Source organism: Bacteroides xylanisolvens XB1A (genome assembly GCF_000210075.1).
GTDB classification, from domain to species: domain Bacteria; phylum Bacteroidota; class Bacteroidia; order Bacteroidales; family Bacteroidaceae; genus Bacteroides; species Bacteroides xylanisolvens.
This window is the reverse complement of sequence record NC_021017.1, coordinates 1,933,348-1,948,296: the sequence shown is the minus strand read 5'-3', so window position 1 is coordinate 1,948,296 and position 14,949 is coordinate 1,933,348. Positions and strand designations below refer to the sequence as shown.

Annotated in this window: 13 protein-coding genes, 1 tRNA gene and 1 pseudogene; 8 read left to right on the top strand and 7 right to left on the bottom strand. The window is 41.5% G+C overall.

The window, feature by feature from the left end; translation table 11 throughout:
* A partial coding sequence (locus BXY_RS07980) for an ROK family protein (RefSeq protein ID WP_208946788.1) occupies positions 1-622 on the top strand: 622 nt, incomplete at its 5' end.
* 221 nt (positions 623-843) lie between these two features.
* Here BXY_RS07980 and BXY_RS07975 read toward each other — a convergent pair.
* Together BXY_RS07975 and BXY_RS07970 are read right to left on the bottom strand one after the other, a co-directional pair.
* Positions 844-916, bottom strand: a tRNA-Thr gene (locus BXY_RS07975).
* Positions 917-1,024: 108 nt separating this feature from the next.
* A complete protein-coding gene (locus tag BXY_RS07970) occupies positions 1,025-3,064 on the bottom strand; it encodes a DUF3352 domain-containing protein (RefSeq protein WP_008644111.1) in 2,040 nt (679 codons plus the stop codon).
* A 105-nt stretch (positions 3,065-3,169) separates the two neighbouring features.
* Here BXY_RS07970 and BXY_RS07965 point away from each other — a divergent pair, with 105 nt between their 5' ends.
* From BXY_RS07965 to xpt, 7 genes and pseudogenes are all read left to right on the top strand, one after another.
* Positions 3,170-3,751: an epoxyqueuosine reductase QueH gene (locus tag BXY_RS07965; RefSeq protein WP_008022000.1), complete on the top strand. Its 582-nt coding sequence runs from the start codon at positions 3,170-3,172 to the stop codon at positions 3,749-3,751.
* 27 nt (positions 3,752-3,778) lie between these two features.
* A complete protein-coding gene (locus tag BXY_RS07960; RefSeq protein WP_004313252.1) occupies positions 3,779-4,657 on the top strand; it encodes a DNA/RNA non-specific endonuclease in 879 nt (292 codons plus the stop codon).
* A gap of 458 nt (positions 4,658-5,115) precedes the next feature.
* Positions 5,116-6,153 (top strand): endolytic transglycosylase MltG, encoded by a 1,038-nt coding sequence (mltG, locus tag BXY_RS07955; RefSeq protein WP_008644108.1) that lies wholly within the window; start codon positions 5,116-5,118, stop codon positions 6,151-6,153.
* A gap of 83 nt (positions 6,154-6,236) precedes the next feature.
* Entirely contained in the window at positions 6,237-7,826 is a 1,590-nt protein-coding gene (locus BXY_RS07950) for a thiamine pyrophosphate-dependent enzyme (RefSeq protein ID WP_015531649.1), read from the top strand.
* A gap of 7 nt (positions 7,827-7,833) precedes the next feature.
* Entirely contained in the window at positions 7,834-8,418 is a 585-nt protein-coding gene (locus tag BXY_RS07945; protein WP_008644099.1) for an indolepyruvate oxidoreductase subunit beta, read from the top strand.
* 11 nt (positions 8,419-8,429) lie between these two features.
* A pseudogene (locus BXY_RS07940) lies at positions 8,430-9,738 on the top strand (phenylacetate--CoA ligase).
* Positions 9,739-9,828: 90 nt separating this feature from the next.
* A complete protein-coding gene (xpt, locus tag BXY_RS07935) occupies positions 9,829-10,401 on the top strand; it encodes a xanthine phosphoribosyltransferase (protein WP_004311456.1) in 573 nt (190 codons plus the stop codon).
* Positions 10,402-10,418: 17 nt separating this feature from the next.
* Here xpt and BXY_RS07930 read toward each other — a convergent pair whose 3' ends face one another.
* The 5 genes from BXY_RS07930 to thrS all read right to left on the bottom strand — a co-directional run bounded on the left by BXY_RS07930 (position 10,419) and on the right by thrS (position 14,877).
* Positions 10,419-11,180: an EFR1 family ferrodoxin gene (locus BXY_RS07930; RefSeq protein ID WP_008644097.1), complete on the bottom strand. Its 762-nt coding sequence runs from the start codon at positions 11,178-11,180 to the stop codon at positions 10,419-10,421.
* A 357-nt stretch (positions 11,181-11,537) separates the two neighbouring features.
* Positions 11,538-11,888, bottom strand: coding sequence for a 50S ribosomal protein L20 (gene rplT, locus BXY_RS07925; protein WP_004297540.1), 351 nt, complete (start codon positions 11,886-11,888; stop codon positions 11,538-11,540).
* 98 nt (positions 11,889-11,986) lie between these two features.
* Positions 11,987-12,184 carry a 50S ribosomal protein L35 gene (gene rpmI / locus BXY_RS07920; RefSeq protein ID WP_004326827.1) on the bottom strand — a complete coding sequence of 66 codons (198 nt, stop codon included), beginning with the start codon at positions 12,182-12,184 and terminating at the stop codon, positions 11,987-11,989.
* Positions 12,185-12,252: 68 nt separating this feature from the next.
* On the bottom strand, positions 12,253-12,864 hold the full coding sequence (infC, locus tag BXY_RS07915) for a translation initiation factor IF-3 (RefSeq protein WP_008021991.1): 612 nt from the start codon (positions 12,862-12,864) through the stop codon (positions 12,253-12,255).
* Positions 12,865-12,936: 72 nt separating this feature from the next.
* Complete coding sequence (gene thrS, locus BXY_RS07910) at positions 12,937-14,877, bottom strand: threonine--tRNA ligase (protein WP_004311453.1); 1,941 nt, start codon at positions 14,875-14,877, stop codon at positions 12,937-12,939.
* Positions 14,878-14,949: the final 72 nt, after the last annotated feature.

The following is a 14,949-nucleotide window of genomic DNA, read 5'->3' as shown; positions in this document are numbered from 1 at the left end:
CATGACTTATGGCGAATATATGCAAGGCTGCGTAAAAGGAGAAAAAGATATCATTTTTGTGAATGTAAGCTGGGGAGTAGGTATCGGAATTATTATTGATGGTAAGATTTATACCGGGAAATCCGGATTCTCCGGTGAATTTGGACACATGAGTGCTTATGATAATGAGATAATCTGCCATTGCGGAAAAAAAGGTTGCTTGGAGACGGAAGCTTCCGGATCGGCACTTCATCGTATCTTATTAGAGCGTATTCAAAGTGGGGAAAGTTCCATTCTATCTACACGAATCGCCACAGAGGAAAACCCGATCACTCTTGATGAAATCATTGCCGCTGTGAATAAAGAAGACCTGCTTTGCATTGAAATTGTAGAAGAAATCGGACAGAAACTAGGCAAACAGATTGCCGGGCTAATCAATATCTTCAACCCGGAACTGGTCATTATAGGTGGAACTTTATCTTTAACCGGTGATTATATCACCCAGCCCATAAAAACAGCCGTACGCAAGTACTCTCTAAATCTGGTTAATAAAGATTCAGCCATCATCACATCTAAGCTGAAAGACAAAGCCGGCATCGTTGGCGCTTGTATGCTCGCACGCAGCAGAATGTTTGAAAGCTAGTTTTATCTTCTACGTTGGGAGAAAAAGTTATCTATAAAGCGAACGATATAGACTACGGCTACTCCGGCAACCACTAAAACAATAATACGACTCAACATAGATTACATTTTTATATTTCACATCTATTACATACGCAGGATTTCCCTTTTAAAATAAGAATAGGGAATCCTGTAAAAATTAGAACGCTGATTATTAATTAATAATCAGCGTTCTAATTTGAGAGCCGCTAGCCAGACTTGAACTGGCGACCTACGCGTTACGAATGCGTTGCTCTACCAACTGAGCTATAGCGGCGTTTGTCTCTCGTTTACGGCGTGCAAAATTACAGCTTTATTTGAGAAAACAAAAAGAATCCGATTATTTTTTGAGCATAATTTTTAAATCAACTTTTGTTGACGTAATCTAGAACTTTTCTTTGCGTTCAAATTTCCCGTCCTCGGTATAGTACTTCCATGTACCCTTCGGTTTATTATTTGCATACTTTCCACGAAGCTTCAATGTCCCATCTTCATAATATTCACGGTAACGACCGTGACGTTTTCCTTCCTTTACTTCCACTTCACTCTTCAACGCTCCCTCCGAATAAAACTCCCTCAAAACGTTTCCTTCAAACTTTTCGACATAGAAACGCTTCAATTCGCTCATCTGTTCTTTTTCAGTTTCAGCATCTTCGTTCATTTCCTCATCATCTTCATCGGTAGCAACGGCAACAACCTCCTCCGGTTGATATGGACTGTAATCCATCACATATTGCAAAGAAGCTGACCGTCCATCTCCTATAACCTGCATAGTCCAGTAAGGAAACGAATACAGAATATCTTTATTGGATTGTATTTCATTCCATGTGGCAGGATTCATCATAGGTTTCAGTTGGGAATAAAACTTGTGCACATCCGTATATAAGAAAATGGTAGAACTTGACTTTAAATAGGAAAGCGCATTTTCAAATCCCGGATTATTTTTCAATAAATTCTTCTGCTCGTAATCTTCCACAAAAGAGAGCAAAGATGCAGCCTTATTACTAAAAACTACATAATCATCGACATAAGTATAATATGGCTTTTCAAATTTATCAAATAGTTTTCCAAAGAACAGGCGGAAAAAGCCTTTCATTTCGACGTAATTAATCTCGAAATCTTTATAATTAACCGTCTTTATCTTAACCGGACTGCGCCGCTTAATCTTCTTTTCTATTAATTCCATGTTCTTACGGGCATCTTTTATACTTTTAGCTCTGATAGCCAGAATTAGTTCTGGGTCATGCCCCAACAACCCCGGTTCGGATTGCGTAATAGCAAATTCTCCCGACATCCAACTCAAAAAGTTTTCTTCCAAAGATATCCCGAATAGCCCTTCAATCTTTTTCCGGGAACTTTGATAAGAATCATACAATTGTTTATTATGAACCGACATCGCATTCTCCAGCTCTTTTACAAAAGTTACCGGGTTGTTGAAACCTATATTGGTATAAAGAGCCGTCCGCCCGGACAGAATCTCATGCGCTTTCATTTTATGTTTTCCCGAATTCAATAAAGCAGTGACATAAGGATCGGCAGAATCTTTTCTCAACGTATACCCTTTCACTTCCATCCGCTCCTTATCCGTATTTAGGTAAAGTCCGGCAAAATTCATAGAATTGCTAAACAGATCAATGTATTCGTTTCTTGCCCCCAGATAAATAGACATGAATTGAGGTACGCGCGCATAATTAATAAAGACTCTGACAAGCCCCTTGCCGGAAACCAACTTCTCTGTTTCAATAAAAGACTGGTCAAGTCCGATTTTGGGTTTATTACGCGAATCAATAGCCGATTCGACAAGCCCGGACGTATAAGATCCTACCAAATGATTATCCACAAAAGCAATATAGAAAATATCCCTTGTTTCGGAATCACGCATTTCAAGGATATTAATGCCGTTATGCATCCGGTTGGTGACAGTAAAGCCACTCATGACCAATACAGTTTCCACCTGGTCTTTCAATAAATCCATTTTCGATGTTTTCTGCATATCCAGAATCAGCAGAAAATCCCACTTTGTGGCACGGGTCTTGTGAAGCGAAATAAGCATATCCCGTTCACCAACAAGCGACAACAACACTTTATTGCTTTTGACTACCGAATCGAGCTTCTCTACACTCTCCGTTACTTCCTCGAAAGATTTCGCTTTCTTCAGACATTGCCATGTTTCACTTCCACTAAACTTTTCCCAATCTTCAATCGGGGCCGATGATTGAATGATAAACGCAGCATCTTCGGGAACCAGATAGATTTGCTGAATATTACGATCAGGCGAAACAAATAAATAAACTACGGAATATACAACATATACCGCCAAAGCTAATGCAGCCACAACTAAAGTTCTCTTTACAATTTTCGAGGTACTTTTTTTCTTCTCCGGGCCTGCATATTGCTCTTCTTGCCCGCAATTTAATTCATTCATTATTGTTCTGTTATAAACTTGAGTGGACAAAGATACTAAAAAAAACTATTCTGAATAAAACATAAACCATTGACTCGTATCGTAAATATGTACTAACTTTACAGCATGAAAAAGAAATTCCAACTCGAAGTTCCGGGAGGAGCCGATAAAGTCTTGCTTCATACTTGTTGTGCTCCTTGTTCATCAGCCATTATTGAATGTATGATGCAACATCATATCACCCCCGTTATTTATTATTGCAATCCTAATATTTATCCGCAGGAAGAGTATATTATAAGAAAAGAAGAATGTACGCGCTATGCCCAATCATTGGGATTGGAGATCATAGATGCTGATTACGATCATGAAAACTGGCGATGTCACATAATAGGAATGGAGCAGGAACCTGAAAGAGGAGGACGTTGCCTGCGTTGTTTTAAACTGCGTTTATTGGAGACAGCCCGTTACGCACACGAACATGGTTTCTCTGTAATTACCACGACACTTGCCTCCAGTCGTTGGAAAAGTCTGGAGCAGATCAATGAAGCCGGACAATATGCTACCGCCTCTTACCCGGATGTCACATACTGGGAACAGAATTGGCGGAAAGGGGGACTTAGCGAGCGACGTATTGCCATCATTAAAGAATACAACTTTTACAACCAACAATATTGCGGTTGCGAATTCAGCATGAGAAAAGAAGAATAAAACAAACCTGTCATCACCAGCCAATCAATGAATCGAAATAAAAAAGGTAAAAACAGAAAACTATTCAAAAAGAAATCACATTCTAATAATAGATTAGGATGTATCATCGCCATTATTGTGCTCATTCCTATTCTTTTTGGTGTTTATTTGTATTGCCAGCAGATTAATATCCAGAAAAATAACGAACCGCAAACTGATACTTCCTTTCAAATTCCACCCGGTAAAGATCTGGAGACACCTATATCACTAGTTCCCCGGCAAGAACAAATCATCCGCCATAGCGGATATACGGTATCATACAACAAAGATTTAAAAATTCCCAACTGGGTTTCTTACGAATTAACAAGAAAAGAAACCAAAGGAAAAGAAAAAAGAGGTAATCGCTTTATTACCGATCCACTAGTGACAGGTCCGATTGCCACAAATGCCGACTATACCCGTTCAGGATATGACAAAGGTCACATGGCTCCCGCCGCAGATATGAAATGGAGTCCTGAAGCCATGAAAGAATCATTTTATTTCAGCAATATGTGTCCGCAACATCCACAACTAAACAGAAGAGGATGGAAAAATCTGGAAGAAAAGATCCGGGATTGGGCCATAGCAGACAGCACCATCATTATTATATGTGGTCCTATTATTGAAAAATATCCCAAAACAATCGGAAAGAATAAAGTCGTAGTACCTCAAAAGTTTTTTAAAGTAGTCCTTTCTCCTTTTGTCAAGCCGATGCGAGCTATCGGTTTCTTATTCAATAATGAGCAGGCAGTAGAACCTCTATCATCCTATGCGGTAACAATAGATAGCATCGAGAGCCTGACTAACATGGATTTCTTCGCACCTCTGCCCGATGAGATAGAAAACAAAATAGAAGCAGATATTAATTACTCCCTGTGGCCTAATTAAGTAGCAAAACTCGTTTCTCTGAAATGAATTCATTTCCTTGTGCCAATGGCATTCTAGTTACAAACAGACTCTCACTTCAATAAAAGGGAGTTGTTGTATTACTCTCAAGGTTTCCCATTGTAACGTCAAGAGATTGTCTTATTCCCACATATTGTGGGAAAGTATTCTCTTATTTTATGAGAAAACATTCCCATATATTGCGGGAAAATAGTCCCACAATATATGGGAATAATGGAACTACTCTGGAAACAAAAAGATAATCACAATGAAAACAAAGAGACACAATAAGCAGCTGAATAAATCAAGCAAGGCAGACGTAACGTGAAAGAATGAATTCACAATCGCACCGAAAGAAAATATACTTTTGATGTAATCGCCTTATGATTCATCCTAAAAAGAGAACACTCCTATCCAAATTCTTTTTATCTTTGACGAACTTTTTAAATACACCTCAAAAGATGAAGAAAAAAAAGAGAAATATTCTACTATCAATTCTAATCGGAGCATTCCTCCTTTGTGCAGTTGCCGGAGGCACCTTTTATTATTATCTGTTTGCCCCCCAATTTCACCCATCTAAAACCGTATATATTTATGTAGACCGGGATGATACTGCCGATTCTATTTACCATAAAATAAAAGAATTCGGGCATGTCAATAAGTTCACCGGATTCCAGTGGATGGCAAAATACAAGGATTTCAATCAGAATATCCACACCGGTCGTTATGCCATTCGCCCCAATGACAACGTCTATCATGTATATAGCCGTTTTTCCAGAGGTTATCAGGAACCTATGAACCTTACTATCGGAAGCGTCCGGACATTAGACCGATTGGCGCGAAGCATCGGCAAGCAACTCATGATAGACTCTGCCGAAATCGCGAGCCAACTGTTCGACTCTACTTTCCTAGTTCAAATGGGATATACCAGTATAACACTCCCCAGCCTTTTCATACCGGAAACCTATCAGGTATATTGGGATATGAGCGTAGACGAATTCTTTAAACGAATAAAGGACGAACACAAACGCTTCTGGAATAAAGATCGCCTGTCACAAGCTACCGCCATCGGCATGACACCGGAAGAAGTCAGCACACTTGCTTCCATCGTTGAAGAAGAGACCAACAACAACGAAGAAAAGCCAATGGTAGCCGGATTGTATATCAACCGGTTACATCAAGATATGCCCTTACAAGCAGATCCCACCATCAAATTTGCCCTGCAGGATTTTGGCCTGCGCCGAATTACCAACGAGCATTTAAAAGTCAATTCTCCCTACAATACCTATATAAATACCGGATTACCTCCGGGTCCCATCCGTATTCCCTCTAAAAAGGGAATAGACAGCGTGTTGAACTATACCAAACATAACTATATCTACATGTGCGCCAAAGAAGATTTTTCCGGTACTCACAACTTTGCCTCCAATTACGCCGACCACATGGCAAATGCAAGAAAATACTGGAAAGCCCTGAATGAAAGAAAGATTTTCAAGTAAATTTGTGATAAAACGAACGGAAAAGCCTATCTTTGCCCGATAGATTAACAAACTGTGATCAACACTAAATAAAAGAAATAGATATGAGCAAGCAACTCTTACTTGGCGATGAAGCCATTGCACAAGCTGCACTGGATGCCGGACTTTCAGGCGTTTATGCCTATCCGGGTACTCCTTCAACTGAAATTACGGAATATATTCAAATGGCCCCTATAACGACCGAACAGAATATACACAACCGTTGGTGTGCCAATGAAAAAACAGCGATGGAAGCTGCGTTGGGTATGTCTTTCGTAGGTAAACGGGCATTAGTTTGTATGAAGCACGTAGGTATGAATGTAGCTGCCGACTGTTTCGTCAACTCTGCCATCACAGGCGTGAAAGGCGGATTGATTGTGATAGCCGCAGACGACCCCAGTATGCACTCCTCGCAGAACGAACAGGACAGCCGTTTCTACGGAGATTTCTCACTGATACCGATGTACGAACCAAGCAATCAGCAGGAAGCGTATGATATGGTATACAGTGGTTTCGAATTCTCTGAAAAAGTAGGCGAACCGATCCTGATGCGTATGGTAACCCGCCTGGCACACTCCCGTTCAGGAGTAGAACGCAAAGAGCAGAAGCCGCAGAACAGCATCTCTTTCAGCGAAGATCCGCGTCAGTTCATCTTGTTGCCGGGAAATGCCCGCAAACGCTACAAAGTATTGCTTGCCCGCCAAGACGAATTTATCAAAGCTTCAGAAGAATCACCTTATAATAAATACACAGACGGTCCTAACAAAAAGCTGGGAATCGTAGCTTGTGGTATCGGTTACAATTATCTGATGGAAAACTATCCGGAAGGTTGCGAATATCCGGTACTCAAGATCGGCCAATATCCATTGCCTAAAAAACAATTGCATCAATTGATCGAGTCTTGTGACGAAATCCTAGTTCTGGAAGACGGACAACCCTTTGTAGAAAAACAATTGAAAGGTTATCTGGGTATCGGCGTTAAAGTAAAAGGACGCCTCGACGGTACTCTGTCACAGGACGGAGAGTTAAATCCGGACTCTGTAGCCCGTGCCGTAGGTAAAGAGAATAAATCGGAATTCGGTATTCCTTCTGTTGTAGAAATGCGCCCGCCTGCACTTTGCGAAGGCTGCGGACACCGCGATATGTATATCACGCTGACCGAAGTTCTGAAAGAAGAATATCCATCTCATAAAGTATTCAGCGATATCGGCTGTTATACATTAGGTGCAAATGCTCCTTTCAATGCAATTAATTCATGCGTGGATATGGGTGCTTCCATTACGATGGCAAAAGGTGCCGCTGACGGAGGTCTTTTCCCGGCTGTAGCTGTCATCGGCGACTCAACGTTCACCCATTCCGGAATGACCGGACTGTTAGATTGCGTGAACGAGAACGCCAGTGTAACCATCGTCATCTCCGACAATGAAACCACCGCCATGACAGGTGGACAGGATTCTGCCGGAACCGGACGCATCGAAGCGATCTGTGCAGGTATCGGAGTAGATCCGGCCCATATCCGTGTAGTTACTCCATTGAAGAAGAACTATGAGGAAATGAAGCAAATCATTCGCGAAGAAATCGAATATCGTGGTGTATCTGTCATTATCCCACGCAGAGAGTGTATCCAGACATTAGCACGCAAAAAAAGAAAGTAAGTAAGCCATGAAAAAAGACATTATATTATCAGGAGTCGGCGGACAGGGAATTCTGTCCATTGCCACAGTAATCGGCAAAGCTGCCTTGAAAGAAGGATTATACATGAAACAAGCGGAAGTACACGGAATGAGCCAACGCGGAGGAGATGTCCAATCCAATCTCCGTATCAGCGACCAGCCGATTGCTTCAGACCTGATCCCATCAGGCAAATGTGATCTCATCATCTCATTGGAACCGATGGAAGGATTGCGTTACCTCCCCTACCTTAGCCCTAACGGCTGGTTGGTGACTAACGAAACTCCGTTTGTCAACATCCCCAATTATCCGGAAACAGACAAAGTGATGGCAGAAATCAACAAACTGCCTCATAAAATAGTATTGAACGTAGACAAAGTGGCAAAAGAAGTAGGCTCCGCCCGCGTTGCCAACATTGTCTTACTGGGAGCAACAATCCCATTCCTGGGTATTGATTACGAAAAAGTGCAAGACAGCATCCGTGAAATCTTCCAGCGCAAGGGAGAAGCAATTGTAGAAATGAATCTTAAAGCATTGGCAGCCGGCAAAGAAATTGCGGAAAAGCTGATGCAATAAAAGGCATTACCATGAGTACACAATACTGGGAAGAAGAATTAGAAACCATGAGCCGGGAGAAGTTGCAGGAATTGCAGCTTCAACGGCTTAAAAAAACAATTAATATAGCTGCGAACGCTCCATATTACAAAGAAGTTTTCAGCAAACATGGCATCACGGCAGATAGCATACAGTCATTGGATGATATCCGCAAAGTACCTTTCACTACCAAATCTGACATGCGCGCCCACTACCCGTTCGGACTGGTGGCAGGTGATATGAGCAATGATGGTGTACGTATTCACTCTTCCAGTGGTACCACCGGAAACCCGACTGTTATCGTTCACTCACAACACGACCTCGATTCCTGGGCTAACCTGGTAGCCCGCTGTCTGTATGCAGTAGGAATACGCAAGACTGACGTTTTCCAAAACAGCTCCGGATACGGTATGTTTACAGGAGGTTTAGGCTTCCAATACGGTGCAGAACGCTTGGGCTGCCTGACAGTCCCTGCCGCTGCAGGAAACAGTAAACGACAGATTAAATTCATCAACGACTTTAAGACTACCGCTTTACATGCTATCCCCAGCTATGCCATCCGCCTTGCAGAAGTCTTCCAGGAAGAAGGTCTCGATCCCAAAGGAACCACACTGAAAACCCTGGTTATCGGTGCCGAACCCCATACCGACGAACAACGCCGGAAAAATAGAAAAAATGCTGGGCGTAAAAGCATACAACAGCTTCGGTATGACAGAGATGAACGGCCCCGGTGTTGCCTTCGAATGTCAGGAACAGAATGGAATGCACTTCTGGGAAGACTGTTACCTGGTAGAAATTATCGATCCGGAAACAGGCGAACCTGTTCCGGAAGGAGAAATCGGAGAATTAGTACTTACGACTCTTGATCGTGAAATGATGCCGTTAATTCGCTATCGTACCCGCGATTTAACCCGTATTCTTCCCGGAAAATGCCCATGTGGCCGTACCCATATCCGTATCGACCGTATCAAAGGCCGCAGTGATGATATGTTCATTATCAAGGGAGTAAACATCTTCCCGATGCAGGTAGAAAAGATTCTGGTACAATTCCCCGAATTAGGCAGCAACTACCTGATTACGCTGGAAACTGTCAACAACCAAGACGAAATGATCGTCGAAGTAGAATTAAGCGACCTTTCTACCGACAATTATATTGAACTGGAGAAGATCCGCAAGGATATTACCCGCCAATTGAAGGATGAAATATTGGTAACTCCTAAAGTTAAACTGGTAAAGAAAGGCTCTCTCCCTCAAAGCGAAGGAAAAGCCGTCCGGGTGAAAGACTTAAGAGACAACAAGTAACGATTCAAATATCCATGTGCTAATATACCAACCGCCGTTTTCACCATGCGGAATGGAATATTAGCACATTATTAATTAATATCATACAGCATGCAATTACTTAAAAAAAGAATTCTGCAAGACGGAAAATGCTACGAAGGAGGTATCCTGAAAGTAGACGGTTTTATTAATCATCAAATGGACCCTGTCCTGATGAAATCAATCGGAGTCGAGTTTGTCCGTCGTTTTGCAGCCACAAACGTAAATAAGATTATGACAATCGAAGCCAGCGGCATCGCCCCGGCTATCATGACAGGCTACCTAATGGATTTACCAGTTGTATTTGCAAAGAAAAAGTCTCCTAAAACCATCCAGAATGCACTAAGCACCACTGTGCACTCATTCACTAAAGATCGTGATTATGAAGTCGTTATCAGTGCCGATTTCCTCACTCCAAATGACAATGTTCTTTTCGTGGATGACTTCCTCGCGTATGGCAATGCCGCATTAGGCATTATCGACCTCATCAAGCAATCCGGAGCAAATTTGGTAGGAATGGGATTCATTATTGAAAAAGCCTTCCAAAATGGGCGTAAAAAACTTGAGGAGCAAGGTGTCAGAGTAGAAAGCCTGGCTATCATTGAAGACTTATCCAATTGCTGCATTAAAATCAAAGACGAGTAGATTAATTGGCGAGTAGATTAATTAGGATTGAAATACTGCCCTTTATCTTTCGTTCTTTTCCCATATTGCACCGCATGCTGCGGACAAACATGATAACATGCCAGGCATGAGGTGCAATCCATCCCCCAAACAGGCTTTCTGCCCACCATCATAATATTCCCTACCGGACAACTCTTCTCACAACGCTTACATCCAATACAAGCATCCGTAGTATAAAAATTCTCGGGAGACATCTGAAAGCGATTAAATAAAGGATTGATAATCCTCGTCTTAATAAAAGGAATACTCCCTTCATGACAAAGAAACAACTCCTCTCTCCTACTTATCGAAGCATTTATTTGATTGACAGCCGGAATAGCATCTGCCAGTTTTTTCTCCTCCAGCTCTTTCTTATCTACGTCAAAACCGGGAAGCAATACATAATTATTGGGCATAGTCACAGAAAAGCCTGCATGACACTTCCAGCCTTTATGACTCAAAGCCTTCTCCAGCACCTGCTGCGTAAGCCCGGTATCATCCCCACAGGAACAAACAAAAAACAAATATTGTCTTTTATACCCCTTTAAAGAGAGTTGCCGAATAAAATTAAGTACGATTTCAGGAGGAGCCCACGAATAGACAGGAAATACAAAACCGATCTTTTCATCTTCCCGCAAACAAAACTCGAACGTTCCGTTATTTAACGCATCGGGAATAAAAACTAATTCTTCTTTTTGCTCTTTGGAAAGCTGATTTGCAATCCATTTAGAATTACCTGTACCGGAGAAATAGAATATCATAGAAAAGTATATAAAAAAGCCGCATCGACGATGTGATGAAACTCTGATAGAACAAGATTTGAGCGCTCGCCCTCTTTGTAATCCACCGGCTTAAAGCTGTCCCGAAGGATGTGGCCCGCCATTGAAGAACGAAGCTTTCTCGGTGCATCAGATTAATTTGAAGAGTTTCCCGATCCAGTCGATACGGCTAATATTTTTGTATCACAAATGTAATAAGAATACATGAAACTAACAAGAAAAAAAGGATTTTGTTTGCCAACTAACATTTTTTTTATTCCCTTTCATCTGCCTAACAAAAGAAAAGTGCCAGTTACTAGCTTAGTAACTGACACTTTGTAACTCGTAAACTATTGATGCTTAAGCAGCTTTTGCTTTTGCAACTACAGCTTTGAAAGCTTCCGGGTGATTCATAGCTAAATCAGCCAAAACCTTACGGTTTATTTCAATACCGGCTTTGTGCAGACCGCCCATCAATTTAGAATAAGACATTCCTTCAAGACGTGCAGCAGCGTTGATACGTTGTATCCAAAGAGCGCGGAAGTTTCTTTTCTTATTTCTACGGTCACGGAACGCGTAAGTCAAACCCTTTTCCCAAGTGTTTTTAGCTACGGTCCATACATTCTTTCTTGCACCAAAGTAACCTCTGGTTAATTTCAAAATTTTCTTTCTTCTTGCTTTTGAAGCAACATGATTTACTGATCTTGGCATAGTTTTACTTTTTTTGAATGTTAGCGCCGCTACTTCACGCAGCGAACTTCAGGCTAATGCATTCGGTTAATACTTTAATAATACTTTTACGCTTTTGATTACTTCATTGCTAAGAGTTCCTTAACCTGGCTTACATTTGTTGTATCAACAGTTGTAGAGTAGCACAGATTTCTTTTTCTCTTCTTAGTTTTCTTAGTCAAAATGTGACTGTGAAAAGCGTGCTTTCTTTTGATTTTACCTGTTCCGGTAAGGGTAAACCTTTTTTTAGAACCGGAGTTAGTCTTCATCTTTGGCATCTTACTTGTTTTTAAATTATTAAATATATAATGGCAACGCACTATACCTGCGCGTTACGCATCCTTTCTTATTCTTCGCCCGTTTCCGGCTTCTCTGCTTTTTGTGCAGGAGCAGCAGGTTTCGGTGTTCCAGCTGTTGCCGGCTTTTTAGAAGCTTCTTTCTTTTTCGGAGAAAGCTGAATAGTCATGCGCTTACCTTCCAGTATCGGCATTTGATCTACTTTAGCGTAGTCTTCCAGGTCATTTGCAAAACGAAGCAAAAGCACTTCACCTTGCTCCTTGAAAAGGATGGAGCGACCTTTAAAGAATACATAAGCCTTCACCTTATCGCCATCTTCCAAAAATCCTTTAGCATGCTTCAACTTAAAGTTGTAATCATGGTCGTCTGTCTGGGGTCCGAAACGGATTTCCTTCACATTAACCTTAACCTGCTTCGCTTTCTGTTCCTTCTGGCGTTTCTTTAATTGATAAAGAAATTTAGAATAATCAATAATACGACAAACAGGGGGTTGAGCATTAGGAGAAATTTCCACTAAATCCAATTCTCTCTCTTCAGCCATTTTCAGAGCCTGAAAGATTGGATATACTTTCGGTTCAATATCATCGCTTACTATGCGAACTTCCTTGGCACGAATCTGTTCATTGATTCTGTATTGCCCTTTTAGAGTGTCATTCTTCATTAAAAACGTTTACTTCCTAGTTTGATCTTTTTATTGTTATACTAAATATTTTATTCTGAAACGGCTGCAAAGTTACCATTTATTTATCATATTCTGAACTTCTTCGTTCAAAATTTTAGCAAATTCTTCAAATTTCATGGTTCCTTTGTCACCTTCGCCTTGTCTACGAACAGAAACTTCTCCATTTTCAGCTTCTTTTTCGCCGACAATCAGCATATAAGGAATACGTTTCATCTCATTATCACGAATCTTACGGCCGATCTTCTCGTTACGATCATCTACAATCGCACGGATTTCGTGTATCTTCAGGTACATCTTCACCTGCTCTGCATATTCATTGAACTTCTCACTGATTGGCAGAATAACTACCTGTTCCGGTGTCAGCCACAATGGGAATTTACCGGCAGTATGTTCAATCAGTACGGCAACAAAACGTTCCATTGATCCGAACGGAGCACGGTGAATCATTACCGGACGATGCTTCTGATTGTCAGAACCCATATATTCAAGTTCAAAACGTTCCGGCAAGTTGTAGTCAACCTGGATCGTACCCAGCTGCCAACGACGACCGATAGCGTCTTTCACCATAAAGTCAAGTTTAGGACCATAGAAAGCTGCTTCTCCATACTCAATCTTAGCAGGCAAGCCTTTTTCCGCACAAGCCTCAATAATAGCCTGTTCAGCCTTTTCCCAGTTATCATCGCTACCGATGTACTTTTCACGGTTCACTTTATCACGCAAGGATATCTGTGCTTCAAAATTCTGGAAATCCATAGAACGGAACACGATAGATATGATATCCATCACACGAAGGAATTCATCTTTCACTTGTTCCGGACGGCAGAAGATATGCGCATCATCCTGTGTAAAGCTACGTACACGAGTTAAACCATGTAACTCACCACTTTGTTCATAACGACAAACCGTACCAAATTCTGCAATACGCAATGGAAGGTCCTTATATGAACGTGGGAAGTTCTTGTAAATCTCACAGTGGTGAGGGCAGTTCATTGGTTTCAAGAAATACTCTTCACCCTCTTCCGGAGTATGAATAGGCTGGAATGCATCCTTACCATATTTTGCATAGTGACCTGAAGTCACATACAGCAATTTATTACCAATTGGCGGAGTGATTACTTCCTGATAATCGTAACGTGTCTGAATACGACGCAAGAACTCTTGCAGACGCAGACGCAATGCAGTACCTTTCGGCAACCACATAGGAAGTCCCTTACCTACAGTTTCGGAGAACATAAACAACTGCATCTCCTTACCGATCTTACGGTGGTCACGCTTCTTCGCTTCTTCCAGCAACACCAGATATTCATCCAGCATTTTCTTCTTCGGGAACGTGATACCATAAATACGGGTCAGCATCTTACGATCTTCATGACCGCGCCAGTAAGCACCAGCCACTGAAGTCAACTTGATAGCCTTGATCGGAGCAGTCGTCATCAAGTGAGGACCACGACAAAGGTCAGTAAATGCACCCTGGGTATAAGTTGTAATGTGTCCGTCTTCCAATTCGGAGATCAATTCACATTTGTATGTTTCGCCACGATCGCCAAACATTTTCAGAGCATCTGTCTTTGCAATGCTTTTTCTGACTACCTCTTCTTTCTTTGCAGCCAGTTCCAACATTTTAGCTTCAATGGCAGGAAGGTCGCTTTCTTTAATCACAGCTTCACCCGGATCCACATCATAGTAGAATCCGTTCTCGATAGCCGGTCCGATACCAAACTGGATACCCGGATAAAGTTCCTGCAAAGCTTCCGCCAGCAAGTGTGCACTTGTATGCCAAAACGCATGTTTACCTTCTTCATCATCCCATTTATAAAGAACAAAATTAGCATCTTCATTAATAGGACGTCCTAAATCATAAGTCTCGCCGTTCACTCCACATGCCAGCACTTCCTGTGCCAGACGCGAACTGATACTTTCAGCAATCTGTAAACCGTTCACTCCTTCGTTATATTCACGAACGGAGCCATCGGGAAATGTTATCTTTATCATAATATGATGATGTTATATTTTCATAATTTGAACGCAAAAGTAACTAAATCTTTTGAGTTTTCTATTTTTTAT